Raw genomic sequence first — 24699 nt, forward strand, 5'->3', positions numbered from 1 at the left:
ATCAGTCCGCCCGATCACGCCATCGTTCAGCACAGCCAGTCATCCGAACGAACCAGGCCTCGCCCCGCGCCGACGGTCGGCGCAGGTGGAAAGTCGGCGAGATCGGCACATCCGGGATGCCGCGGACGCCCGATCCGTGACCGACCCCAACCGCGACCAGCCCGTTCCCCTGTGCGCCCCCGGGGAATACCTGCTTCCGGAGGAGCGATCAGTCCGCCCGATCACGCCATCGTTCAGCACAGCCAGTCATCCGAACGAACCATGCCTCACCCCGGGCCAAGGGCGGGCCGATGGAGAAGGTCGGCGAGATCGGTGCCGGCTCGAAGCAGGGCCTCGGACCGTGCGGCGAGCGCCTGCAGCCGGCGTTCGAGCGCATCGCGCGCGTCTGCCGTGCCATTCACGGTCCGCAGCGCGGCCATGACGACACGCACGTCCGGGATCCCGTAGCCGCCGGCGCGGAGCGCCGCGACGATGCGCGCCTCGCCGACGGCATCCGGCGGATATTGCCGCGTGCTGCGCCCTTCCGGCCGTTCGGGGGCGATCAGCCCCTGCTGTTCCCAGAAGCGGAGGGTGGAGGAACGCACGCCGAGCGCCTCCGAGAGCTCGGTGATGCTCATGGAATCCTCGGGCGTCGCGTCGTCGCGGGCGTGTGCGTCGACGATCCTGTCGAGAGCCCGCAGCGCGGTGATCGTATCGTCGCGCGAGCGGGCGAGGTCGACGTGGAGCGCGACGATGCTCGCGACGGCTTCGTCATAGGGAAGCCCGTGCGCGTCGCGCATCGTGGCTCGAGCGATGACGGGGCCGACCGCGATCGCGAGGTGGCGGTAGGCGCGCAGCGCGGTCACATGCACGCCGCTGAACTGTCGGTATCCGTTGGGTCGGCGGGATGCCCGGGGGATGACACCGAGCTCTTCGAGGCCTCGAACCTGCTGCGCGGAATACCCGGTCGCCGCCGCCAGACGGCTGGTCGTGTATCGCGCGAGCCGGGGCTCATCGATGTCCTGCACGAGGTACAACCCTCCACAAGCAGTTCAAGTTCACACTTGAATCATGTCGATGCAGCAGATCCTTGCAGAAGTCCGGGCCTATGACGGCATCCTCGAGCTCGCACCCGAGGCGGGCAGCGAGTATCCCGAGATATCTTGGGGAGACCACTTCTTCTATTACGCGCCCGACGGCCGGGTTCCGCGCAACCGTCAGCCCTACGCGACGATCGTGACCAAGGACTATCCGGACGACGCGGAATCTCGTCTCGATACTGCCGATCGCTGGAGGCTGAACATCCATGTCGGTGCGCAGGCCTTCGCCGATCTCCTCGGCTACGCCCCCGACGGGATCGAGGCCGCAGGAGTGGACTTCAGCGCCGAGGACGTGTTCACCCCGCACCCGCTGTACGGCGCATTCGGCTGGGTGTGCGTCGTGAATCCCGGGACGGCGACGCTCGATCGAGCCCTCGCGGCGCTCCGCGCGGCCCACCTCGCGGATCGGCGACGCATCGAGCGCCGCGAGGGCCGGGCCGGCTCCGCGCCGCCCGGGTGACCGCGGCTTCCCATGCCGTAACACGGGTGGCATGTATCCCGTCGAGGCTGGCCGACCAAACGTGGTCGACGCGTTGCTGCCATTGTCGAAGCCGAGTCGTTCGAGCGCATGCTCGAACGACTCGAGGACATCGAGGATGCCACGCGACGGCGCCTCACCCGGTCAGCGCGGCGTACCAGATGAGCAGCATCGTCACGAGGAATCCGACCGCGTAGTTGATCGCGAGGAAGCGGCGCCAGCCGCGGTTCGCGGCCCCCGAGTCGGAGTCGGAGACGTTGCGGAACGGCCAGGCGGCGAGCACGTACGGCGCGGCGAGCACGGCGGCGAGCGGGCCGGGCCACGCCGTGAACAGCATGAGCACGGTCGCGACGGCCCACATCGCGATGGCGAAGCGCACGGTCCAGCGCGCGCCGAGCACGGTCGCGATCGAGGCGATCCCGCCTTCGCGGTCGGGTACGACGTCCTGCACCGCACCGAACGCGTGGCTCCCGACTCCCCACGCGAGGAACGCCGCGAGCAGCGCGACGAGCTGGGGCGTGAACGCGGCGCCCGCGAGCACGAGCCCGTAGACGGCGGGGCTCACGAAGTGCACGCTCGAGGTGAGCGAGTCGAGGAACGGCCGCTCCTTGAACCGCAGGCCGGGCACCGAGTAGGCGGCGACCGCGAACAGGCTCACGGCGAGCACCGCCCACGACGCGGGGCCGCCGGCCAGCACGAGCCAGATCACGAACGGCACGCATACGAGCACGGCTGCGATGAGCGTCGCGCGGTGCCGCGCGGGTGTGAGCAGCGCGCCCTCCGCCCCGCCCTTGCGGGGGTTGGCCTGGTCTGATGCGTAGTCGAAGACGTCGTTGATGCCGTACATCGCGAGGTTGTACGGCACCAGGAAGAAGATCGTGCCCACGATCAGCGTAACGTCGATCTCGCGCGTGGTCAGCAGGTACGCGGCCGCGAACGGGAACGCCGTGTTGATCCAGCTGAGCGGTCGCGACGCGACCAGCAGGTCGGCGGCGAAACTCCGCCGGTCAGTCGCGCGTGTCGCCATCGGCTCGCCTCCCGTCACCGGATGCCTCGGGCTGGGCGGATGCCTCGGGCTGCACGGATGCCTCGGGCCGAGCGGATGTCTCGCGGCGCGCGGGTGTCGCGCCGTGCCCGGATGCCTCGCGGGGTATGGGTGCTTCGGCGCGCGCGGATAGGGCGCGAGGTGCGGATGCATCGCGGTGCGCCGGCTCGCGGTGGGCGGCGAAGCCGCCGGTCGTGGGTGCCCCGCGGTACGTCGCGTGACGAATCGACGCCGCGTCGTCGGCGACCGCATCGGATCCGGATTCCTCGCGCCGGCCGGAGGTCTCGCGCGCTGCCGCCATGCTCACCGCCGTTGGCGCACCCGCCGTCGACGTGCCGTGGGTCGCGGTCGCCTCGGCGGGCGCGGATGCGTCGTCGACGGCCGCGGGGACGCGGGATGCGCTGCGGCCGCCCAGGAGATTCCAGAGCGCCGGGAGCAGCAGCACGCCGGCGAGGGGGTACGCGAAGTCCTCGATGGGGGCGAGCCCGAGACGCACGCCCGAGATCTGCGGGTCGGCGTACCCGAACAGTCCGGTCGCGATCATCACGTTGTCGAAGACGGCGGTGAGCACGACGAGCGCGGCCGCGCTCAGGGCGAGCGCCCACGCGTGGCCGCGCGGGGCCCGCCGCCACGCCAGCAGGGCGACCACGAGTGCGACGGCCACGAATCCGGCGCAGAGCAGCACATAGGTCATGACGGGCGCCTCGTCATCGTCTCGGGCGCACGGCGGGCTGCGACGTGCGACCGCAGCGCGAGGCATCCGGTGTAGAGCACCATCGTGAGGTAGCAGAGGAACGCGAGGAACACGAGCTCCTCGACCGGGAGGTGCGGCGCGAGGACCAGGCCCGTGGAGATGTCGTTGACCTCGCGGAAGAAGATGCCGAGCGCGATGCCGGCCACGTCCCAGGCGAGGAAGAACGCGACGCCGATCGCCAGCACGGCCGCTGCGCGGCCCGGCGCACGCCAGAAGAACAGCCTGAACCGGCGGTCGAGGAGGACCATGCACCCGACCGAGATCAGGAGCGCCGCGAGGTAGACGAAGCTCATGCGTTCTGCAGGTCGGGGCGCGGTTCGGGCAGCGGCGCGCTCGAACGGTCGCCGCGGACGGCCTTCGCGACGAGCTCTGCGCTGATGAGGCACATGGGCAGGCCGATGCCGGGGATGGTCGTCGCGCCCGCGAAGTAGAGGCCGTCGACGGTGCGTGACGCGGTGCGGCCGCGGAAGAACGCGCTCTGCCCGAGCGTGTGCGCGGGCCCGAGCGCCGATCCGCGCCACGAGTGGAACCAGGCGGCGAAGTCGGCCGGCCCGATGGTGCGCCGGACGATCACCCGGTCGGCGAGGTCGTCGATGCCGGCCCAGGCGGAGAGCTGTGCGATGGCCGCATCGGCGACCCGTTCGACCGTCGGATCGCCGTCGCCGTCGATGCCGCCGGCTCCGATCGACGTGTCGGCCGGGACCGGGATCAGCAGGAACAGATTCTCGCAGCCGGACGGGGCGACCGACGCGTCGGTCGCGCTGGGCATGCACGCGTAGAGGGACGCGGGGTCGGGGATCGACGTCTCGGCGCCGAAGATGCGGTGGAAGTTGTCCTCCCAGTCGGCCGTGAACAGCAGATTGTGGTGGGTGAGCTGCGGCAGCTCGCCGCGCACGCCCAGCATCACGAGGACCGCGCCCGGGCCGGGGTTGCGGCGTTCGAGCGACGCCGTGCTCCGGCTCTGCAGCGCACGCGGCAGCAGCTCGGTCTCCGTATGGAACACGTCGGCGGTGGACACGACGAGGTCGGCCTCGAGCTCGGTCTCGGTGCCGTCGGCGGCGCGCACCCGCACGCCGGTCGCGCGGTGCCCGCTGGTCGTGATCGCGACGACCTCGGCACCGGTCCGCAGCTCGGCACCTGCGAGCCGGCCGAGCCGGGCGACCGCGTCGATGACCTCGCCGAACCCGCCCATCGGGTAGAACACGCCGTCCGCGAGGTCGAACCGGCTCATCAGGTGGTACAGGCTCGGCGCGTCGTACGGCGAGCTGCCGAGGAAGACCGCCGGATACCCGAGGATCTGCTGCAGCCGCCGGTCACGGAACGACCGCCGCACGAACCCGTCGAGCGACTGGCCGAGCAGCCGGGCGAGCCGTCCGGCCCGGCGCAGCACGGGCCCGCGCAGGAGCGCGCTCGGTGCCCGGAAGTCCGAGTACAGGAAGTGGGACATCGCGAGCCGGTAGGTCTCGTCGGCGGAGTCGAGGTAGCGCTCGAGCGCGGCCCCGGCGCCCGGCTCGATCGATTCGAAGAGCGCGACGGATGCCTCGCGGTCGGCGCGCAGGTCGACGGCGCCGCCGGCCTCCTCGAAGAACACCCGGTAGCCCGGGTCGAGGCGCACGAGGTCGAGCTGGGCGGCCGCGGTCGTGCCCATGAGACGGAAGAAGTGCTCGAACACCTCGGGCATGAGGTACCACGAGGGACCGGTGTCGAACCGGAAGCCCGCGGACTCCCAGCGGCCCGCGCGCCCGCCCAGCTCGGTGCGCGCCTCGAGCAGCGTGACCTCGTGCCCGTCGCGTGCGAGCAGCGCCGCCGAGGCGAGCCCGGCGATGCCGCCGCCGATGACGATCGCGCGGCTCATGTCGGCACCCGGCGCTGACGGCCCGCGGCGGAGCGGGCGAGCAGCAGCAGCTTGCGCGGGTTCGGCACGCGCACCCGGCTCGCGAGCAGTGCGCTCGCGGGCGTCCGGCGCAACCGTGCCGAGAGGTCGGCGAACAGGGCGTGCGCCGCGGCGACCGCACGCCGGCAGCCGCCGGGCAGCTCGGGGATGACCGCGCCCGCGATCGCGAGATCGTGATCGATGTCGTCGAGGATGCGGATCTTCTCGGCCTCGGTGAGCCGTCGCGGGTCGATGCCCGGGAAATACCGGCGCCCGCGGTCGTCGAAGTCCTCGGCGAGATCGCGCAGGAAGTTGACCTTCTGGAACGCGGCTCCCAGGTGCCGGGCGCCGCGCTCCCAGCGCGCATCGCGCCGTGCGTCGGCGGGAAGGCCGACCTGGAACGCACGCAGGCACATGAGGCCGACGACCTCAGCGGACCCGTACACGTACTCGCGGAACGCCGCCTCGTCGAAGTCGACGGATTCGAGGTCGGCGCGCATCGAGGCGAAGAACGGCCGGGTGAGCTCGGTGCCGAAGCCCGTGCTCCGTGCCGTGCGGGCGAACGCGTGCACGACGAGGTTCGGGCTGTAGCCGCTCGCGATCGCGCGCTCGGTCTCGGCCTCGAGCGCGTCGAGCATCGCGCGCCGCTCGGCGGCGTCGAGCCCGGCCTCCTCGGCCGGGCCGTCGACGAGCTCGTCGGCCACGCGGACCAGCGCGTACACGTCGGCGACGTGCGCGCGCACCGTCGCCGAGCACAGCCGGCTGGCCAGTCCGAACGACGTCGAGTAGGCCGAGATCACGCGCACCGAGCCTCGGCGCGCGACCTCGTCGTAGAGCGCGAGGCCCGTGGTGGCGGTCATCGTTCCCGGTCCCCGCACTCGGCGGCGACGCCCGTGAGCTCGTCGGCGAGACCCGGCGGCAGACCGGCCCCGTCGATCAGCTCGATCGCGGACCGGCAGCGTCCCGCGATGAGCGCCTCGACCCGGTCGCGGGCCCCGCTCGTCGTGATCGCGCCGCGCAGCAGGTCGGCGCCCACCTCGTCGAGGTCGGGCCGGCCGAACCGGGCGGCGACCGGCGGCCACGAGGCATCCGACCGCGCGTAGGCGATCAGCAGGGTCTCTTTCCCCTCGCGCAGATCGCCGATCGTGGTCTTGCCCGTGACGTCGGGCTCGCCGAACACGCCGAGCACGTCGTCGCGCAGCTGGAACGCGACGCCGAGATGCGCGCCGATCTCGCCGAGGGCGTCGACCGTGCCGGGGGCCGCGCCCGCGAGGATCGCACCGGCCCGCAGCGGCGCGCTGAACGAGTACGACGCGGTCTTGTCCTCGATCATCGCGACGATCTCGCGCGCCGTCGGCGTCTCGCCGAGCGTGAACCGGACGTCGGCGTGCTCACCCGCGGCCGCGCGGAACACGCACTCGTCGACGAGGTCGAGCAGGGCGTCGCGCCGGTCGCGCGTCACGTCGAGTCGCGCGACGAGCCGGTGCGCGGCGCTGATCAGCAGGTCGCCGGCGAGGATCGCCGACGCCTCGCCGTACTCGCGCGCCTGCGACGCGGATGCGCCGGCCCCCTCGGCCTCGGCGGCGAACCGACCGGTGATGTTGGGGATGCCCCGGCGCAGGTCGTCGTGATCGATCACGTCGTCGTGCATGAGGAACGCGGTGTGCAGCAGCTCGAACGCGACGGCGGTCGACACCGCCGCGGCGCGGTCGGCGCCGTCGAACGCCCGGTGCACCGCGAGCACCAGTCGCGGCCTGACGCGCTTGCCGCCGGCCACGGCGTCGCGGGCCGAGCTCCAGAGCCGCCGATACGCGGCGTCGTGCGCACCGGCCCGCGCGATCGCGCGGTCGAAGAAGGCCTCGAGGTCGTCGTCGACCGCGGCGAGGTCTTCAACGGTATGCGCGGGAGGAGCGGTCAGCAGCACGCTGGTCATGACGCGAGCGCCTCCGAACGGGGACCGCGGTCGTCCGCGGATGCGGGCGCCTCCCGGTCCTCGAGCGTGCCGCCGAGGAACGGCAGCAGCTCGGCCTGCAGCACGAGCCAGGGGCTGAACGCCCAGGGCGCGCTGCGCACGGCCGCGGCGAGCGCTTCCGGCTCGACCCACTCGAACTCGACGACCTCGCCCGGGTGCGGCTCGGGCTCCTGATCTGTTCGCGCCGTGTAGACCGGGCAGAGCTCGTGCTCGACGATGCCCGAGGCATCCGTCGCCCGGTAGTGGAAGGTGGGCAGCACCGGTTCGAGATCGGTCAGCTCGAGGCCGAGCTCGAACTCGCCGCGTCGCCGGATGGCGTGCACGAGCGGTTCGGCGGGCGCCGGGTGCCCGCAGAACGAGTTGGTCCAGACGCCGGGCCACGCCTGTTTCGCGAGTGCGCGGCGCGTGACGAGCAGCAGGCCGGCGTCGTTGAAGACGTGGCATGAGAACGCGAGGTGCCTCGCGGTGTCGGCGCCGTGGACGCTCGACTTCGGCGCCGTGCCGATCTGGCGGTCGTGCTCGTCGAGCAGGACCACCTCTTCAATGGTCGGAATGCGCATGCGCGCTCCCCTCAGCAAGGCGGTGCGGGTGAAAGTTAGCTTAGTGAGATGTACACCGCCGCCGATAGAATCCAACCTATGGTTGACATGGGCGAGCATCGTGTGCGCGTCGCCGACGCGATGCACGACCCCCGCATCGTCGATCCCGACGAGGAGCTCGTGGTCCGCGCGGGCATGAGCGACGACGACGTGACCCAGGCCGTCCGCGTCATGGAGAGCCTGCGCGGCTGGCACGACGCCGCGGCCCGCATGAGCGAGGCCTCCGAGCGGTACATGCGGCTCAACCACACCGACATGCGCGCGATCAGGTTCCTGATCGCCGCGCGCAACCAGGGCGCGATCGCGACGCCCGGCGCGCTCGCCGCCTACCTCGGCATCTCGAGCGCCGCGACCACCAAGCTCCTCGACCGGCTCGAGCGCGGCGGTCACATCGAGCGGGGCCTGCACCCGACGGATCGGCGCGCGATCGCGCTCACGGTCACCGAGCACACGCGGCACGACGCGCGCGAGACCGTCGGCCGCCAGCACGCGCGGAGATTCGCGGTCGCCGCCGCGCTCACGCCAGCCGACCGCGAGGTCGTCATCCGCTTCCTCGACGCGCTCGCCGCGACGGGCGCCGCCGCCGCCCCGCCCGTCGAGTAACGCGCGACGAAGGAGCACGCTCCGTTACTCGACCAACGGCAGGTCAGCGGGGGTTGCGCTCCCAGGGCGCGACCGGCCCGGGCACCTCGAAGAAGAGCGGATGCGTCTCGGGCGCCGTGATCTCCGCCCAACGGGCGCCGACGGCGGGGCTGCGCACGGCGAGCTTGCCCGCGAGGTGCGCCCACTCGAGCTCGAGCTGCCCGCTCGTGACCGGGATCGGCGCCGCGGGCGCGGCATGCGGTCTGATGCGGGTGCGGTCGTACGAGTACCCGCGCACCTCGGCCTCGTCGGCGAGGCCATCGAGGTACGCCCCGATCGCCGCCATCGGGTCGGTCGTCGCGCGGAACCGTTCGAGCTGCGGATGTCGCGTGTAGCCCTTCGTGAGCCCCGCGAGCACGGCCTGCGCGAGCAGCGTCTCGCGCCAGCACGCCGTCAGCCCCTGGCGATCGAGATACCGCGGGTGCAGCGACCAGATCCTCACGGCTCACGAGTGTAGGCGTCATCCGGCGGATCGGCCGCCCACGGCTCCCTTTTGGCCGTTTCAGCGGAAAGGGGGAGACTGTTGGCATGTCTTCCCCCGCTGCCGAAGCGGCAGCTGACGAGCTCCGTCCTGAATCCGAACCCGAGCAGTCGCCCGAGGGCTACACGCTGTTCGCGGTGCTGCGCCGTGACCCCGCCCGGCCCGACGACCTCGACGGGCACGACGTGCCGCGCGTGGTCGACGAGCTCGACGGCGTGATCGCGACCGTGGAAGCCGAGGGCGTCGTCGTCCGCGGCCTCTACGACGTCTCGGGCCTGCGCGCCGACGCCGACCTCATGATCTGGCTGCACGGCGCGACCCCCGAGGGGCTGCAGTGGGCGCTGCGCCAGCTGCGCCGCGCGCGGCTGCTCCGTGCGCTGCTGCCCACCTGGAACGCGATGGGCGTGCACCGCGACGCCGAGTTCAACAAGGCGCACGTGCCCGGCTTCCTCCGCGGCATCGAGCCGAAGTCGTGGCTCACGGTGTACCCGTTCAACCGGTCCTACGACTGGTACCTGCTCGACCCGGCCGAGCGCAGCCGCATGCTCGCCGAGCACGGCCGCAAGGGTGCCGCGTTCCGCGGCGTCATCGCGAACACCGTCGCGTCGTTCGCGCTGGGCGACTACGAGTGGCTGCTCCCGCTCGAGGCGGACGAGCTCACCGAGCTCGTCGATCTGATGCGCGATCTGCGGGCGACCGACGCGCGCCTGCACGTGCGCGAGGAGATCCCGTTCTTCACCGGCCGGCGTGTGACCAGCGCCGAGGTCGTCGAGGTGCTGCAGTAATGGCCGCCTCGAACCTCGGATCGACCGGCGCCGACGCGCCCGAACGCGGCCACGAGGCATCCGCCGACCGGCCGGCCCAGTGGGGCCGCAAGCCGTCCCCCGCGGCCTCCGCCCCCTGTGCGCCCGGTGCGATCGTGCCCGGCGCGACGCCGGCCGCGCAGTCCGGTCCCGAGCACGTCACCGAGCCCGTCGCGTACGACGCGATCCTGCTCGCCGGCTTCGGCGGCCCCGAGGGGCAGGACGAGGTCATCCCGTTCCTGCGGAACGTCACGAGCGGCCGCGGCATCCCCGACGAGCGTCTCGAGGAGGTCGCGCACCACTATCGGCACTTCGGCGGCGTGAGCCCGATAAACCAGCAGAACCGCGACCTGAAGGCCGCGCTCGAGGCTGAGCTCGCGAAGCGCGGCGTCGACCTGCCGGTGATCTGGGGCAACCGCAACTGGGATCCGTATCTCAACGATGCGCTGAGCGAGGCGAACGAGCGCGGATTCACGAAGCTCATCGCGATCGCGACGAGCGCGTACAGCTCATACTCGAGCTGCCGGCAGTACCGCGAGGACTTCGCCGACGCGATCGACGACACGGGCCTCGCCGACGTGGTCCAGATCGACAAGGTGCGGCAGTTCTTCGACCACCCCGGCTTCGTGCAGCCGTTCATCGAGGGCGTGCGCGACGGCCTCGCCGAGCTCGAGGCCGAGGTGCCCGGACTCGACCGGGCGACCGAGGTCGAGGTGCTGTTCGCGACGCACTCCATCCCGTCGACCGACGCCGCGAAGTCGGGCCCCGCCGAGCGCGGCTTCGGCGAGGGCGGCGCATATGCCGCCCAGCATCGTGCGGTCGCCGAGGTCGTCATGCGCGAGGCGGGCGCGGCGGATGTCCCGTGGCAGCTCGTCTACCAGTCGCGCAGCGGCCCGCCGTCCATGCCGTGGCTCGAGCCCGACATCAACGACGTCATCGCCGAGCTCCCGGCCTCGGGCCGCAAGGCGATCGTGATCGTGCCGGTCGGCTTCGTGAGCGACCACATGGAGGTGCTCTGGGACCTCGACAACGAGGCCCTCGAGTCGGCCGAGGAGGCGGGCCTCGCCGCGGTGCGCGTGCCGACACCCGGCACGCACCCCGCCTACGTCGCGGGTCTCATCGACCTCGTGCTCGAACGTGTGCACGGCACGCCCGTCGCCGAGCGGCCCGCCGTGACCGAGCTGGGCCCCTGGTACGACGTCTGCCGCCCGGGGTGCTGCGAGAACGTGCGGCTCGGCTTCCGCCCGGCGCTTGCGGGGATCGCGCCGTGAGTGTCATCCGGGTCGGCACTCGTGGCAGTGCGCTCGCGATGGCGCAGACCACGGCCATCGCCGAGCGCATCGCGAAGGCCGCGGGCGGCGCCGAGATCGAGCTCGTGCCCGTGACCACGCGCGGCGACACGTCGCGCGCGTCGCTCAGCGAGATCGGCGGTGAAGGGGTCTTCGCGACCGCGCTGCGCGACTCGCTGCTCGCGGGGGAGTGCGACTTCGTCGTGCACTCGCTCAAGGACCTGCCCACGGCCGAGCACGAGGGACTGCGGCTCGGCGCCGTGCCCAAGCGCGCCGATGCGCGTGACGCGCTCTGCGCTCGTGACGGCCTCACGCTCGACACGCTGCCCGCCGGTGCCCGTGTCGGGACCGGCTCGCCGCGGCGCATGGCCCAGGTACGCGAGGCGCGGCCCGATGTCGAGGTCGTCGACCTGCGCGGCAACGTCGACACCCGGCTCGGAAAGGTCTCGAGCGGCGAGCTCGACGCGGTGCTGCTGGCCGCCGCAGGCCTCGGCCGCCTCGGCCGGCTCGACGTCGTGACCGAGCTGCTCGAGCTGCCGGCCTGGCCCACCGCGCCGGGCCAGGGGGCGCTCGCCATCGAGGTGCGTCGTGAGCGCGGCGACCGCGATCTGGAGCGTGCCCTCGACAAGATCGACCACCCCGTGACCCGGGCCTCGGTGCTCGCCGAGCGGCTCGTGCTCGCCGGGCTCGAGGCCGGCTGCACGGCCCCCGTCGCGGCCACCGCCTTCCTGGAGGACGAACTTCTGTTCCTGACGGCGACGGTGTACAGTGCGGACGGAACGCGGCGCCTGACCAGCTCGCACGCCGCGACCCCCGAAAGCCGCTCGACCGCCGACCTGGCGGAGGCGGCACGCGACGTCGCGACCCGCGCCGTCGAAGAACTCCTCGGCAACGGCGCCGCTGAACTCGCACCACCCGAGGAGACCCGGTGACCGAAGACGAGCCGATGACGACGGGCCAGATCCCGCTGCCGTACGGCGGTGACAGCAAACCGCTGGCTGGCTGGCGTGTGCTGATCCCGCGCGGCGGGCCGTGGGGAGACGCCGTCGCGGCGTCACTGCGTGCGCGCGGCGCGTCGCCGGTCGTCGCGCCCATGATCAACTTCGCCCCGACTGACGACCAGCCCGCACTCGAGGCGGCGCTGAAGAAGCTCGCCGAAGGCGGGTTCGACTGGGTGACCGTGACGAGCGCCACGACGGTCGACGTGCTGTCGTCCTACGGTGCGGCGATCCCGGCGACGACGAAGGTGGCCGCGGTCGGGGAGACGACCGCCGCCGCTCTCGTGGCCGCCGGGTACCACGTCGACATCGTCCCGAGCGAAGAGAACTCGGCGCGCGGGCTCCTCGAGGAGTGGGAGGCCGCGACCGACGGCGAGAAGGGCCTGCGCGTGCTCGCCCTGCGTTCGGCGATCGCCAAGCAGGTGCTCTCGATCGGGCTCGCCCGCATCGGGCACCACGTCGAGGCGGTCGTCGCCTACCGCACGGTCGGCGTGCCGGTCGCGCCGAAGGTGGCCGACGACGTGCGCGCGGGCAACGTCGACGCGGTGCTGGTGACGTCGGGCAGCGTGGCCGAGCAGGTGCAGCAGCAGCTCGGGCCCATCCCCGAGTCGACGCTCGTCGCCGCGATCGGCCCGCAGACTCAGCGCGACGCCGCGAAGTTCGGCCTTCGCGTCGACGTCGTCGCGCGCGAACGCAGCGCCGAGTCGCTCATCGACGCGGTCGTGAGCGCCGCCCTCGCCCGCGCCTGACCCGCCCGCTCCGGCCCCCACCCTCCCGCTCGCGTTGGAAGTCGAAAAGTGGGTTGGAGCCGCGGTAGGAGCGACTTCCAACCCACTTTCTGACTTCCATCACACTGCGCCGCCTCCATCACACTGCGCCGCCTTCATCCCACCGCGCGGCCTCCAGCCCACCCGCGCACGCGGGCACCGTTCAGGCGGAGCCACGTAGGCTGGGTCGGTGAGTTCCACGCCGCGTGTCCGCCCCCGCCGCCTGCGTGAGACGCCGGCCCTGCGCCGCCTCGTCTCCGAGACCCGTCTCGACCCCGCCGACCTCGTGCTGCCGGTCTTCGTCCGCGAGGGCGTCGCCGACCCGCTGCCGATCGCGTCGATGCCGGGCGTCGTGCAGCACTCGCTCGACAGCCTCAAAGGCGCGGTCGCCGAGGCCGCCGAGGCCGGGCTCGGCGGCATCATGCTCTTCGGCGTGCCTCGGACGCGCGATGCGATCGGGTCGGCCGGCACCGATCCCGAGGGCATCCTGAACGTCGCGACGCGCGTCGCGCGCGACGAGGCGGGCGGCGCGCTCGTCGTGCAGACCGACCTGTGCCTCGACGAGTTCACCGACCACGGCCACTGCGGCGTGCTCGACGCGCTCGGGCGGGTCGACAACGACGCGACGCTCGAGCGGTACCGCGAGATGGCGCTCGTGCAGGCCGCGTCGGGGTCGGAGCTGCTCGGCCTGTCGGGCATGATGGACGGCCAGACCGCCGCGGTCCGCGAGGCCCTCGACGGCGCGGGGTTCACGCACACCGCGATCCTCGCCTACTCGGCCAAGTACGCCTCGGCGTTCTACGGCCCGTTCCGCGACGCGGTCGAGTCCACGCTCCAGGGCGACCGGCGCACCTACCAGCTCGACCCCGGGAACCGGCGTGAGGGCCTCCGCGAGGCGATGCTCGACATCGACGAGGGCGCCGACATCGTGATGGTTAAGCCCGCGGGCAGCTACCTCGATGTGCTGGCGGATGTCTCGGCCGCATCCGAGGTCCCCGTGTGGGCGTACCAGGTGTCGGGGGAGTACGCCATGATCGAGGCGGCCGCCGCGCACGGCTGGATCGAGCGGCGGCGCGCCGTGCTCGAGTCCGTGCGGAGCATCCGCCGCGCCGGCGCCGACGCCGTCCTCACCTACTGGGCCGTCGAGATCGCCGGCTGGATCCGACAGGGAGTCACCGAATGACCAGCAACGCCGAGCTCTTCGACCGTGCTCGCGCGGCGATCCCGGGCGGCGTGAACTCGCCCGTACGCGCGTTCGGCTCGGTCGGCGGCACGCCGCGATTCCTCGTGTCCGCCAGCGGCCCCTACGTCACCGACGCCGAGGGCCGCGAGTACGTCGACCTCGTCGCCGGCTGGGGACCGGCGATCCTCGGCCACGCCGACCCGCGCGTCGTCGAGGCGGTCACGGCGGCCGCGAGCCGAGGTCTGTCGTTCGGGTCGTCGACCCCGGCCGAGACCGAGCTCGCCGAGCTCGTCGAGGCCCGGGTCGCCCCGGTCGAACGGCTGCGTCTGGTGTCCACCGGTACCGAGGCGACCATGAGCGCCATCCGGCTCGCGCGCGGCTTCACCGGCCGCGACATCCTGATCAAGTTCGCGGGGCACTACCACGGCCACTCCGACGGCCTGCTTGCCGAGGCGGGGTCCGGCCTCGCGACGTTCGCGCTGCCGGGCTCGGCCGGCGTGCCCGCCGACATCACGGCGCTCACCATGGTGCTGCCGTACAACGACCTCGAGGCCCTGAGCACCGCGTTCGCCGAGCACGGCGACCGCATCGCGGCCGTCATCGTCGAGGCCGCGGCCGCGAACATGGGCGTCGTGCCCCCGCGCCCCGGTTTCAACCGCGCGCTCGTCGAGCTCGCGCACACGTTCGGCGCGCTCGTCATCTCCGACGAGGTGCTCACGGGCTTCCGCGTCTCCGACGCCGGCTGGTGGGGCGTCGAGCAGCGCGGCGACGACCCGTACACGCCCGACCTGCTCACATTCGGCAAGGTCATCGGCGGCGGCATGCCCGTCGCCGCGCTCGGCGGCCGCGCCGAGATCATGGACCAGCTCGCGCCGCTCGGCCCGGTCTACCAGGCGGGCACGCTGTCGGGGAACCCGGTCGCGGTCGCCGCGGGCGTCGCCACGCTCCAGGCGGCGGATGCATCGGTGTACGCGCGTCTCGACGAGGCATCCGTCACCGTGGCCGACGCCGTCTCGGCCGCGCTCGCGGCCGAGGGCGTCGCGCACGCGGTGCAGCGCGCGGGCAACCTGTTCAGCTTCGTGTTCGGAGCCGAGGTCGCCGGGGGCGTGCACGACTACGCGGGCGTGAAGCGGCAGGAGGCGTGGCGGTACCCGCCGTTCTTCCACGCGATGCTCGACGCCGGAGTGTCGCTCCCGCCGTCGGTGTTCGAGGCCTGGTTCCTCACGGCCGCGCACGACGACGCCGCGATCGGGCGTGTGCTCGATGCGTTGCCGGCGGCCGCGCGTGCGGCCGCAGCGGCCCGCCCCGCGTAACGAGCCGCGGGCGTAACCGGCGAAGCCGGTTCCGCGGGTCGCTGATCGTCCGATCGGCGGGCTCCGTCCGGATCGTGGGCCGCGTCAGCGCGTCGGCTCGACGCTTTGTGGGGCGTCGACACCGCGCCGGGCGACGGTGTCGGGCAGGATGGATGGCATGGCGAAGCTTCGCGTGCATTCCGACCGGATCGAGGTGCACCTCACCCCGACCGAGAAGTCGCTCGCGTTCCGGAGCGACGACGTCGTCATCCAGCGCGAGGACATCCGCTCCGCGACGATCACCGACGACCCGTGGATCTGGATCCGCGGCATCCGCCGCCGCGGGAGTGAGATCCCGCTCGTCGTGGCCGTCGGCGTCTGGAAGTACCACGGCGGCGCCGACTTCGTGATCGTGAAGGGCAAGCGACAGGCCGTGGTGCTCGAGCTCAGCGGCGGCGAGTATGCCCGGCTCATCGTCTCGACCAACCACGCCGCCGAGCTGATCGACCGGCTCAAGGTCGCGCCCGCCGACCTCTCGGCACCCGAGCCCCCGCTCGTCGACTAGCCCCTCCGCCCCCGTTGGTCGAGTGAGCTACGCGCCAGCGAGCGTATCGAGACCCGGCGAGCCGAACGTTGCGCGCAACCAGGGGGTCTCGATACGCGTGCTCGTCCCTCGCTCGCTACTCGACCGGCGGGTGTGCTCGTTCCTCGCTCGGCGGGTGGCGTGTCCTCAGGACACGTCCCGGCGCCAGGTCGTCAGGCCGCCGAGGATCGCGAGCACGGCCGCGATCCCGGCCAGGACGAGGCCGCCCTGCCACCACTCGAGCGGCGCCGAGGCGCCCATGCCGGCCACGTTGTAGAACGACGCGCCGACGAGCGCGTCGCTCGCCGCGCCCGGAAGGAACTTCGCCACGTTCGCGGTCACCTCCGAGAGCGAGGCGACGAGACGCAGCACGGGCTCGACGAACTGCGTGAACGCGATGACGATGACGATCGCGGCGACCTGGTTCGGGATCACCGAGCCGATGCCGACGCCGATCGCGCCCCAGAGCGCCATGGCCAGCACCCCTCGGCCGATGAGCGCCCAGGTGTCCGACGAGTCGAGCGCCGTGCTGAGCCCCCAGATGGAGAGCGCCCCCGCGCCCGCGGCGACCGCCGCGGCGAAGCCGATGACGCCGAGGCCCGCCCCGAATCCGAGCTGCGACGCGAACTTCGCGCCGAGCACGGTGCCGCGACGAGGGGTGACGAGGAAGGTCTGGGTGAGGGTCCGGTGCCGGAACTCGCTCGTCACGGCGAGCGCCCCGAGCAGGACCGGGAACACGTACCCGATCGACGACGCGAAGCTGTACAGCAGCGGCGCGAGCTCGTCGCCCGTGGGGATTCCGCCCTGCTGCGTGCCGCCGAGCGCATCGGGATCCGTCGCGAGGAGGCCGAACATCGCGCCCAGGCCGCCCGACATGAGGGCCACGTACGCGACGAGCAGGATGGCCAGCAGCCACCAGGTCCGGGTCGTGAAGATCTTCTGGAACTCCGAGGCGAGCGCGCGCATCACTCGGCCCCCTCTCCGACGAGCGTGAGGAACGAGTCTTCGAGCCCCGATTTCAGACGATGCAGGCTGCTGAGCCGGACGCCGCCGGTGAAGGCGGCGTCGCCGACACGGCCGGGGTCGGGCTCCTCGACGATGAATCCGTTGCGGCCCTCGGTGAAGTTGAGCCCCGCGGCCGTGAGGGCCGCGCCGAGCGCGGTCCGGTCGGGCGAGTCGACGATGGTGCGCGGCGACTCGTCGAGCTCGAGGCTCGCGAGGGTTCCGGTCTTCACGAGCCGCCCGCGCGAGATGATCACGACCTCGTCGACCGACTGCTGCACCTCGCTCAGCAGGTGCGAGCTGACGAGCACCGTGCGCCCCTCCTGCGCGAGCGACTGCAGGAACACCCGGATCCACTTGATGCCCTCGGGGTCGAGCCCGTTGATGGGCTCGTCGAGGACGAGCACGCCGGGGTCGCCGAGCAGGGTCGAGGCGAGCGCGAGCCGCTGCCGCATGCCGAGCGAGTAGCCGCCCACGCGGCGGTCGGCGTACTGGTCGAGCCCGACCTGTTCGAGCACCTGATGCACGCGGGCCCGGGGGAGTCCGGCCGCGGTGGCCACGACCCCGAGGTGGTGGCGCGCGGTGCGGCCCGGATGGAAGCTCGCCTCGAGCGAGGCGCCGACCTTGGTCGCGGGGTTCTCGAGGTCGGAGTACCGGGTGCCGCCGAACGTGGCGGTGCCCTCGCTCGCGCGCACGAGCCCGAGCAGCACACGCAGCGTCGTGGTCTTGCCCGCCCCGTTGGGTCCGAGGAACCCGGTGACGACGCCGGGCTGCACGGTGAAGCTCAGATCTTCGACCGCGGTCACCGCACCGAATCGTTTCGTCAGCCCGGAGACTTCGATCGGGACTCCCGCTGCCATGGCCAGCTCCTCGTTGGTCGTGGTCGTGGTGGTGCTCGGTCAGGTGTTCAGTTCAGCGGCCGGATGCCGCTCGGCAGCGTGCCGCCCGCGATGAGGGTGTTCGCGAGGTCTTCGAGTGCGCCGAGCGCGACGCGCTGGGTGTTCGGCCCGTACGAGACGCGGGCGACGCCGAGCGCCTCGAGGCGTGCGGGCGGCGGCAGCTCGGAGAGGCCGATGACGCTCACACGCCGCTCGCCGATGCCGGCGACCAGCTCGGCGACGACGGCCTCGCCGAAGTTGCCGGGCACGAACACGCAGGTCGCGCCCGCGTCGAGGTAGGCCCGCCCGCGCTCGATCGCGGCGGCGATCGTCTCGCCGAGGGGGCGGTCGCCCGCGCGCAGGAACGCGTCGGTGCGCGCGTTGAGTGCGAACGGCACGCCTTCGGCGTCGGCCGCGGCGACCGCGTCGCGCACGGCCGCGACCGCCTCGGGCAGCGGCTTCATCTGGTCTTCGAGGTTCGCGCCGACGAGGCCCTCACCGATGGCGCGACGCACGGTCTCACCAGGGGCGCCGTAGCCCGCCTCCAGGTCTGCGCTCACCGGCAGGTCGACGGCGCGCGCGATGCGCCCGCACATGTCGAGCATGAGCGAGGCCGGGATCGCCTCGCCGTCGGGGTACCCGAACGTCGCGGCGATCGAGTGGCTCGCGGTCGCGATCGCCGTCGTGCCCGGCAGGGCGGCGACGACCTTCGCGCTCGCCACGTCCCACACGTTCACGACCTGCAACAGCGCGGATGCCTCGAGCAGCCGCCGCAGCTCGGCGCCGCGCGCGACCGTGATCGAGGTGGGGGGTGCGGCGCCCGTCATGCTTCGAGCCTACTGGGGCCGATAGTCTGCCCGCATGAGCGCCGTCGGTGAGGCATCCGTCGCGCCGGCGAGGCCGGCGCGACTTTCGGTGAACGCGCTGCTCGACGGGTTCGTGTTCGTCTACGCGGGTCTCGCGGTCGTGTGGCTCGCGTGGCTCATCCTGAGCGAGTCGTTCGAGTTCGGATGGTTCGGCATCCTGTTCTTCGTCCTGTTCTGGCTCGTGCTCGCCTACCTGGTGCTGCCTCGGCTGCACCGCATCCTCACGACGATCTACGTGCCGAACTATTTCATCGGGCGTGCGAGGACGAGCGACGGCCTGCTCGGCGACCCCGTGAACCTCGCGTTCCTCGGCGATGAGGCGGATCTGCACGCGGCGATGGAGGCGGCCGGGTGGACCCGAGCCGATGAGGTCAGTCTCGCGAGCGGGTGGCGCATCGTGATGTCGACGATCTCGCGGCGCAGCTACGACGAGGCGCCCGTGAGCCCGCTGTTCCTGTTCGGGCGCAAGCAGGACTTCGCGTATCAGCAGGAGGTCGAGGGCAACCCGGCGAAGCGCCACCACGTGCGGTTCTGGCGCACACCCGACGGGTGGCTGCTGCCGGGCGGGCGCCGGGTCGACTGGCTCGCGGCCGGCACGTTCGACCGTGCGGTCGGCTTCTCGCTGTTCACGTTGCAGATCACGCACAAGATCGACGCCGACATCGACGTGGAGCGCGACCACATCGTGCGCACGCTGCGCGAGGGCGAGGCGTCGGTGCGGGTGGACGTGATCGAGGACTTCTCGACCGGGTATCACTCGCGGAACGGTGGCGGGGACACCATCCGCACGGACGGCGATCTGCCCGTGGTCGATGTGCGGAGCGTGGTCGAGTCGCCGGCCATGGCCGGAGCTTCGGCTTCGGTTGCGGCGTCGCCCGGCAAGCCGTCGACCGACAGCTGGGGCGAGACGGTCGGCAAGCGCCCGGCGTTCGAGTCGCCGGTCGTGCTCGCGGCGCCCGAGGCGCCGCCGGCGAGCATGCCGCGCCCGACGGCCACTGCGCTCGGTGCCGCGCTCATCGTGCTCAGGGTGCTGCTCGGCATCGTCTGGCTGCTCGCGCTCGCGCTCGACTGGAACCGGATCGTCGAGGACGATTTCGGCCTCGCGCCGAGTGACGACGACTGGGCGGCGTTGTCGGGCACTGCGCTCACGATCGTGCTGGTCGGCGGGGCACTCGTGCTCGCGGTGCAGCTCGTGTTCGCGTGGCTCGTGTTCCTCGGCAAGAACTGGGCGAGGATCGCCGTGATGGCGATCGCGATGGCGAGCATCACGATCGCCGCGCTCGACTACTTCATCGGCGTCAGCGAGATCACGATCCGCACCACGCTGCTCACGCTCGCGTGCGACATCCTCGTGCTCCTCGCCCTCTCGAGCCGCGCGGCGCGCGCCTACGCCCGCCGCCGCACGAGACCCGCCGCCGCGTAACGGCTGCGCTGCGAGCGCGGCCGTCCGGGACTAGCCTGTGGCCATGCCGTTCACGCTCCGCAGTGAGGACTTCACGGGTGGCGCGGCGCTGCCCACGCCGATGTGGGGTGCGCGGCTCGGCGGTGAGGACCGCTCGCCGCACCTGAGCTGGAGCGGGTTCCCCGAGGCGACGGCCTCGTTCGCGCTCACGTGTTTCGATCCGGATGCGCCCGGCGGTCCGGGCTGGTGGCACTGGATCGTGACCGACCTGCCACCTGATGTCACCGAGCTCCCCGCGGGCGCGGGCGCGCCGCGCAACGCCCGGCTGCCGGACGGCGCGACGGCCTGGCGCAACCAATCGGGCATCGACGGCTACTCGGGCCCCACCCCGCCGGCCGGCACCGGACTCCACCACTACGAGTTCACGGTCTACGCCCTCGACGTGCCGTCGCTGGCGCTCTCACCCGATGCATCGTTCGCCGACCTCGACGCCGCACTCGCACGACACGAGCTCGCCCGCGCCACGTTGACCGGCACCGCCTCCGCCGCCTGAGGCCGGGCGCGAGGTCTGTGGGTCAGTGGCGGTTGCCCGAGAGGGCGAGGACGCCGCCGAGGCCGATCATCATGACGCCGCCGGTCGCGGCGAGGCCCGACGCACGGCGCGGGGAGCGGGCGAACCACGAGCGGGCCGCGCTCGCGGCGAGCGCCCAGATCGAGTCGCAGATCAGCGCGAGCACGATGAAGACGAGGCCCAGCTCGAACAGCTGCAGTGGGATCATGCCGGCCCTGAAGTCCACGAACTGCGGCAGTACCGCGACGAAGAACGCGATCGTCTTCGGGTTGGTGATGCCCACGATGAAGCCCTCGAACAGCTGACGCCAGTGCGAGCGCGGCGCGACGCCGCCGGTGGCGGCTGCGGCCGACGAGTGCCGGTGCCGGATCGCCTGGATGCCGAGATACACGAGATACAGCGCGCCGATGATCTTGATCGTCGTGAAGAGCACGACCGATTGCGCGACGATCGCGCCCACGCCGAGCGCGACCGCGGCCGCGAGCGGGATCACGCCGAGCGCGTTGCCGAGCACGCTGAGCAACCCGCCGAGGCGTCCGAGCGCGAGCGACCGGCCGATCGTGAACAGCACGCTCGGCCCCGGGATGACGATCAGCACGACCGCGGCCAGCGCGAACGCGAGCAGGTTCTCGAGGGGGACCACCAGAGGATGCTACTCCCGCGGACCCGTCGGAGGCATCGTCGCGAGGCGCACGCGCGTGCCGAACGGGTCGGCGACGAACGCGACCCGCTCGCCCCACGGCTGATCCGCCGGCTCCTCGAGCACCGTCGCGCCCGCCGCCGCGAGCTCGCGCGCCACCCGGTCGACATCGTCGACGTAGAACCACAGCAGCAGGTTCGACGGCACCCCCGGCGAGGCATCCTCGGCGACACCGATGCCGAGCGACGACGAGCCCACCCTGAGCGACACGTAGACGGGGTCGCCCGTCTCGGGGAACCGGTACGCGAGCTCACCGCCGAACGCATCGCGGTAGAACGCGAGCGCCCGCGGCAGATCGCGGACCTCGAGGATCGGGAACGCCGACTCGATCACAGCCCCTCCAACCGGGCGGCCCGCGACACGGGTCGCTCCCGGGCGGGACGCTACGCCGATGCGCGGGCTACCGCTACCGTGGCATCCGTGAGCCAGCTGATCAGCGCGACCGTGGCCGACGGGGTCGGGCACCTCACCCTCGACCGCCCGAGAGCGCTCAACGCGCTGAACTTCGAGATGGTGCTGGCGCTCACCGACGTGCTCGACGCGTGGCGCGAGGACTCCGAGGTCGGGGTTGTCGTGCTCGACGGCGAAGGCGACCGCGGGTTCTGCGCGGGCGGCGACCTGCGCGAGCTGCACGCGTTCGCGACCGCCGGCGACCTCGAGCCCGCGCACGACTTCTTCCGCGCCGAGTACCGGCTCGACGCCGAGATCGCGCGCTACCCGAAGCCGGTCGTCGCGATCATGGACGGCATCACGATGGGCGGCGGCGTCGGGCTCACGGGCCACGCCTCGATCCGCATCGTGACCGAGCGCTCACGCGTCGCGATGCCCGAGACGCGCATCGGCTTCACCCCGGACGTCGGCGGCACGTGGCTGCTCGCGAACGCGCCGGGCGAGCTGGGCGTGCACCTCGCGCTGAACTCGCGGACGATGGACGCCTCGGACGCGCTGCACGCCGGCTTCGCCGACGCGTACGTGCCGAGCGAGCGCGTGCCGCACCTGCTGCAGGCGCTCGCCGAACGCGCCGACCCCGGCACGCCGTCCGAGATCGTCATGCTGTTCGACGAGACCCCCGGCCCGTCGGCGCTCGCGCTCGCGCGCGACTGGGTCGACGCGTGCTACTCCGCGCCGACCGTGCACGAGATCATCGGCCGGCTGCGGGCGTTCGCGGGCGGCGCGCGGGATGCGTCGCTGCCGAGGCATCCGCTCGACCCGGGCGCGCCCGCCTACGCGGCCGCCGCCGCCGACGAGCTCGAGACGCTGTCACCGACCGCGCTCACCGTCACGCTCGAGGCGGTGCGCCGCGCGCGGACGCTGCCGCGGCTCGAAGACGCGATCGAGCAGGAGTTCCGCGCGGTGACCTGGTTCATCGAGCAGCACGACCTGCACGAGGGCATCCGCGCACAGGTCATCGACAAAGACCGCAGCCCGCGCTGGAACCCTCCCGCGCTCGACGACGTGCCGCCCGGCCTCGCCTCCCGCGTGCTCGACGACACGCGCTTCGCGCCCGTGTTCCCCCCGTCGGTCGAGTAGCGTGCGAGGAACGAGCACGCGTATCGAGACCCGGCGGGCCGCTCTCGAGACCGGGTCACCGGGTCTCGATACGCTTCACGACTCGACCAGCGGACGGCCGCGCTACTCGACCGGCGGCGGCGCCTTCGCGACGGCCGCCTCGAGCGCGACCCACGCGAGCATGGCGCACTTGACGCGCATGACGTACTTCGAGACGCCGTGGAACGCGACCGCGTCGCCGAGGACCTCGACGTCGGGCTCGCCGCGGCCCTGCGAGCGCAACATCTCGCGGAACGCGTCGGTGAGTGTCTGCGCCTCCGTGACCGTCCGGCCGCGCACCGAGTCGACGAGCACCGACGCCGACGCCATCGAGATGCTGCAGCCCTCGCCCTGCCACGCGAGCTCTTCGATGCGCTCGTGCGACGGGTCGAGCCTCACGCGCATCGTCAGCTCATCGCCGCACGACGGATTCAGCTCATGGTGCGCCGACGTGGCATCCGGAAGCTCGCCGTCGCCGTGCCGCGCCTTCGAATGCTCCAGGATGATCTGCTGGTAGAGCCCCTCGAGACCGCTCATGCCGACGCCTCCTCGGCCACGCCGAAGAACCGGCGGGCGTCGGCGAGGGCCGCGACGAAGCGGTCGGCCTCGTCGAGCGACGTGTAGACGTGCGAGCTCGCACGCGTCGAGCTCGTGAGGCCGAGCGCGCGGTGCAGCGGCTGCGCACAGTGATGACCGGTGCGCACGTCGACGCCGGACTCGTCGAGGAACTGGCCGACGTCGTGCGCGTGCACGCCGTCGACGGCGACGCTCACGAGGCCCGCGCGCGCCACGCCTGCGTCCGGGCCGAGCACCCGGATGCCGGGAACCGAGGCCAGCCCGTCGAGCACACGGTCGGCGAACGCCCGCTCGTGCGCGGCGACCGCGTCCATGCCGAGGGCGTCGAGGTAGCGCACCGCCTCCGCGAGCGCGACGACCTGCGACACCGGCTGCGTGCCCGCCTCGAAGCGGTGCGGCGACGGGAGGAACTCGGCCGACTCCATCGTGACCACGGTGATCGTCGACCCGCCCGTACGGGCGGGCGGCAGCGCGTCGAGCAGCTCGGCGCGGCCGAAGAGCGCGCCGATGCCGTTCGGCCCGAGCATCTTGTGGCCGGAGAACGCGGCGAAGTCCACGCCCTGCGCGGTGAAGTCGACCGGGCGGTGCGGCACCGACTGGCACGCGTCGAGCACGACGAACGCGCCGCGCCGGTGTGCGAGCTCGGCGACGTCGGCGACCGGTGCGATGAACCCGGTCACGTTCGACACCTCGGCGAACGCGACCACGCGGGTCCGCTCGGTGATCGCCTCGGCCATCGCGTCGAGCGACCACAGGCCGCGTTCGTCGACGCGGACCGGCACGAGCCGGGCGCCGGTCTTCGCGGCGAGCCGCTGCCAGGGGATGAGGTTCGCGTGATGCTCGGCCTCGGTGACGACGATCTCGTCGCCCGCGCCGAGCGCGAGCCGCTCGGCCTCGCCGCCGCCGAGCCCGGCGCTCGCGTCGGCGAGGCCGAGCGCCACGATGTTGAGCGCGTCGGTGGCGTTCTCGGCCCACACGAGCTCGCGGTCGCCCGCGCCCACGAACCGGGCGACCTCGGCGCGTGCATCCTCGAACCGCGACGTCGACTCGCCGACCGCCGCGCTCGTGCCGCGGTGCACCGCGGCGAGGGCGTGTTCGAGGTAGTCGCGTTCGGCGTCGAGCACCTGGCGCGGCCGCTGCGAGGTCGCGGCCGAGTCGAGGTAGGCGCGCTCGGGCGCCCCCTCGACGGGGTCGAAGGCGGGGAAGTCTCGTCGGATGTCGGCGACCGAGCGGCCGCCCACCGACTCGTGAGCGAGGGGAAGCATCCTTTCCATCGTCCCACGGTTCCGCCGGGTTCCGGCCGGGTGCCGGGCCTGGG

28 protein-coding genes are annotated in these 24699 nt (G+C 72.5%); 12 read left to right on the top strand and 16 right to left on the bottom strand.

Features of this window, described 5'->3' with window-relative positions:
* Positions 1 to 266 precede the first annotated feature (266 nt).
* Positions 267 to 1007: a MerR family transcriptional regulator gene (locus RH864_RS16845; protein WP_396129998.1), complete on the bottom strand. Its 741-nt coding sequence runs from the start codon at positions 1005 to 1007 to the stop codon at positions 267 to 269.
* A 43-nt stretch (positions 1008 to 1050) separates the two neighbouring features.
* Between RH864_RS16845 and RH864_RS16850 the strand changes: the two genes are divergently transcribed.
* Positions 1051 to 1539 carry a DUF6194 family protein gene (locus RH864_RS16850; RefSeq protein WP_310518736.1) on the top strand — a complete coding sequence of 163 codons (489 nt, stop codon included), beginning with the start codon at positions 1051 to 1053 and terminating at the stop codon, positions 1537 to 1539.
* A gap of 154 nt (positions 1540 to 1693) precedes the next feature.
* Here RH864_RS16850 and RH864_RS16855 read toward each other — a convergent pair whose 3' ends face one another.
* Genes RH864_RS16855 through idi form a run of 7 tightly spaced genes read right to left on the bottom strand, consistent with a single transcriptional unit; the run spans position 1694 to position 7761 of the window.
* Positions 1694 to 2584: a prenyltransferase gene (locus tag RH864_RS16855; protein WP_310518737.1), complete on the bottom strand. Its 891-nt coding sequence runs from the start codon at positions 2582 to 2584 to the stop codon at positions 1694 to 1696.
* Positions 2565 to 3296 carry a lycopene cyclase domain-containing protein gene (locus RH864_RS16860; protein WP_310518738.1) on the bottom strand — a complete coding sequence of 244 codons (732 nt, stop codon included), beginning with the start codon at positions 3294 to 3296 and terminating at the stop codon, positions 2565 to 2567. Before RH864_RS16860 ends, RH864_RS16855 begins: the two co-directional genes overlap by 20 nt.
* Positions 3293 to 3649, bottom strand: a complete 357-nt coding sequence (locus RH864_RS16865; RefSeq protein ID WP_310518739.1) for a lycopene cyclase domain-containing protein — start codon at positions 3647 to 3649, stop codon at positions 3293 to 3295. Before RH864_RS16865 ends, RH864_RS16860 begins: the two co-directional genes overlap by 4 nt.
* Complete coding sequence (gene crtI, locus RH864_RS16870) at positions 3646 to 5211, bottom strand: phytoene desaturase family protein (protein ID WP_310518740.1); 1566 nt, start codon at positions 5209 to 5211, stop codon at positions 3646 to 3648. Before crtI ends, RH864_RS16865 begins: the two co-directional genes overlap by 4 nt.
* Positions 5208 to 6089, bottom strand: a complete 882-nt coding sequence (locus RH864_RS16875) for a phytoene/squalene synthase family protein (protein WP_310518741.1) — start codon at positions 6087 to 6089, stop codon at positions 5208 to 5210. The genes crtI and RH864_RS16875 overlap by 4 nt, the downstream gene beginning before the upstream one ends.
* A complete protein-coding gene (locus tag RH864_RS16880; RefSeq protein ID WP_310518742.1) occupies positions 6086 to 7162 on the bottom strand; it encodes a polyprenyl synthetase family protein in 1077 nt (358 codons plus the stop codon). The genes RH864_RS16875 and RH864_RS16880 overlap by 4 nt, the downstream gene beginning before the upstream one ends.
* Positions 7159 to 7761, bottom strand: a complete 603-nt coding sequence (gene idi / locus RH864_RS16885) for an isopentenyl-diphosphate Delta-isomerase (protein ID WP_396130000.1) — start codon at positions 7759 to 7761, stop codon at positions 7159 to 7161. Before idi ends, RH864_RS16880 begins: the two co-directional genes overlap by 4 nt.
* 78 nt (positions 7762 to 7839) lie before the next feature.
* Between idi and RH864_RS16890 the strand changes: the two genes are divergently transcribed.
* Positions 7840 to 8403, top strand: a complete 564-nt coding sequence (locus tag RH864_RS16890; RefSeq protein ID WP_310518743.1) for a MarR family winged helix-turn-helix transcriptional regulator — start codon at positions 7840 to 7842, stop codon at positions 8401 to 8403.
* A 43-nt stretch (positions 8404 to 8446) separates the two neighbouring features.
* On the opposite strand, the gene RH864_RS16895 is transcribed toward RH864_RS16890, so the two are convergent.
* A complete protein-coding gene (locus tag RH864_RS16895; protein ID WP_310518744.1) occupies positions 8447 to 8884 on the bottom strand; it encodes a pyrimidine dimer DNA glycosylase/endonuclease V in 438 nt (145 codons plus the stop codon).
* 86 nt (positions 8885 to 8970) lie between these two features.
* On the opposite strand from RH864_RS16895, the gene hemQ reads away from it, so the two are divergent.
* From hemQ to RH864_RS16930, 7 genes are all read left to right on the top strand, one after another.
* Positions 8971 to 9708, top strand: a complete 738-nt coding sequence (gene hemQ / locus RH864_RS16900) for a hydrogen peroxide-dependent heme synthase (protein ID WP_310518745.1) — start codon at positions 8971 to 8973, stop codon at positions 9706 to 9708.
* A complete protein-coding gene (locus RH864_RS16905) occupies positions 9708 to 10997 on the top strand; it encodes a ferrochelatase (RefSeq protein ID WP_310518746.1) in 1290 nt (429 codons plus the stop codon). The genes hemQ and RH864_RS16905 overlap by 1 nt, the downstream gene beginning before the upstream one ends.
* Complete coding sequence (gene hemC / locus RH864_RS16910) at positions 10994 to 11947, top strand: hydroxymethylbilane synthase (RefSeq protein ID WP_310518747.1); 954 nt, start codon at positions 10994 to 10996, stop codon at positions 11945 to 11947. The genes RH864_RS16905 and hemC overlap by 4 nt, the downstream gene beginning before the upstream one ends.
* Positions 11948 to 11961: 14 nt before the next feature.
* Entirely contained in the window at positions 11962 to 12762 is an 801-nt protein-coding gene (locus tag RH864_RS16915; protein WP_310518798.1) for a uroporphyrinogen-III synthase, read from the top strand.
* A gap of 208 nt (positions 12763 to 12970) precedes the next feature.
* Positions 12971 to 13963, top strand: coding sequence for a porphobilinogen synthase (gene hemB / locus RH864_RS16920; RefSeq protein WP_310518748.1), 993 nt, complete (start codon positions 12971 to 12973; stop codon positions 13961 to 13963).
* Positions 13960 to 15276 (top strand): glutamate-1-semialdehyde 2,1-aminomutase, encoded by a 1317-nt coding sequence (hemL, locus tag RH864_RS16925; protein ID WP_310518749.1) that lies wholly within the window; start codon positions 13960 to 13962, stop codon positions 15274 to 15276. The genes hemB and hemL overlap by 4 nt, the downstream gene beginning before the upstream one ends.
* 157 nt (positions 15277 to 15433) lie before the next feature.
* Positions 15434 to 15820, top strand: a complete 387-nt coding sequence (locus RH864_RS16930) for a hypothetical protein (protein WP_310518750.1) — start codon at positions 15434 to 15436, stop codon at positions 15818 to 15820.
* Positions 15821 to 15985: 165 nt separating this feature from the next.
* On the opposite strand, the gene RH864_RS16935 is transcribed toward RH864_RS16930, so the two are convergent.
* From RH864_RS16935 to RH864_RS16945, 3 genes are read right to left on the bottom strand one after another with little or no spacing between them, the layout of a single operon-like run.
* Positions 15986 to 16804 (bottom strand): ABC transporter permease, encoded by an 819-nt coding sequence (locus RH864_RS16935; protein WP_310518751.1) that lies wholly within the window; start codon positions 16802 to 16804, stop codon positions 15986 to 15988.
* Positions 16804 to 17700, bottom strand: coding sequence for an ABC transporter ATP-binding protein (locus RH864_RS16940; protein ID WP_310518752.1), 897 nt, complete (start codon positions 17698 to 17700; stop codon positions 16804 to 16806). The genes RH864_RS16935 and RH864_RS16940 overlap by 1 nt, the downstream gene beginning before the upstream one ends.
* Before the next feature lie 47 nt (positions 17701 to 17747).
* Positions 17748 to 18545 (bottom strand): isocitrate lyase/PEP mutase family protein, encoded by a 798-nt coding sequence (locus RH864_RS16945; RefSeq protein ID WP_310518753.1) that lies wholly within the window; start codon positions 18543 to 18545, stop codon positions 17748 to 17750.
* 34 nt (positions 18546 to 18579) lie between these two features.
* Between RH864_RS16945 and RH864_RS16950 the strand changes: the two genes are divergently transcribed.
* Positions 18580 to 20007: an LssY C-terminal domain-containing protein gene (locus tag RH864_RS16950; RefSeq protein WP_310518754.1), complete on the top strand. Its 1428-nt coding sequence runs from the start codon at positions 18580 to 18582 to the stop codon at positions 20005 to 20007.
* Between the two features lie 43 nt (positions 20008 to 20050).
* On the top strand, positions 20051 to 20539 hold the full coding sequence (locus RH864_RS16955; protein ID WP_310518755.1) for a YbhB/YbcL family Raf kinase inhibitor-like protein: 489 nt from the start codon (positions 20051 to 20053) through the stop codon (positions 20537 to 20539).
* Positions 20540 to 20561: 22 nt separating this feature from the next.
* Here RH864_RS16955 and RH864_RS16960 read toward each other — a convergent pair whose 3' ends face one another.
* Both RH864_RS16960 and RH864_RS16965 read right to left on the bottom strand, forming a co-directional pair.
* Entirely contained in the window at positions 20562 to 21200 is a 639-nt protein-coding gene (locus RH864_RS16960) for a LysE family translocator (protein WP_310518756.1), read from the bottom strand.
* Between the two features lie 9 nt (positions 21201 to 21209).
* Entirely contained in the window at positions 21210 to 21590 is a 381-nt protein-coding gene (locus RH864_RS16965; RefSeq protein ID WP_310518757.1) for a VOC family protein, read from the bottom strand.
* Between the two features lie 87 nt (positions 21591 to 21677).
* Here RH864_RS16965 and RH864_RS16970 point away from each other — a divergent pair, with 87 nt between their 5' ends.
* A complete protein-coding gene (locus tag RH864_RS16970; protein ID WP_310518758.1) occupies positions 21678 to 22787 on the top strand; it encodes an enoyl-CoA hydratase/isomerase family protein in 1110 nt (369 codons plus the stop codon).
* 102 nt (positions 22788 to 22889) lie between these two features.
* Here RH864_RS16970 and sufU read toward each other — a convergent pair whose 3' ends face one another.
* Positions 22890 to 23342 (bottom strand): Fe-S cluster assembly sulfur transfer protein SufU, encoded by a 453-nt coding sequence (gene sufU / locus RH864_RS16975; RefSeq protein WP_310518759.1) that lies wholly within the window; start codon positions 23340 to 23342, stop codon positions 22890 to 22892.
* Complete coding sequence (locus tag RH864_RS16980; RefSeq protein WP_396130001.1) at positions 23339 to 24646, bottom strand: aminotransferase class V-fold PLP-dependent enzyme; 1308 nt, start codon at positions 24644 to 24646, stop codon at positions 23339 to 23341. Before RH864_RS16980 ends, sufU begins: the two co-directional genes overlap by 4 nt.
* Positions 24647 to 24699: the final 53 nt, after the last annotated feature.

The organism is Agromyces aerolatus (assembly GCF_031432255.1).
Classification (GTDB): Bacteria; Actinomycetota; Actinomycetes; order Actinomycetales; family Microbacteriaceae; genus Agromyces.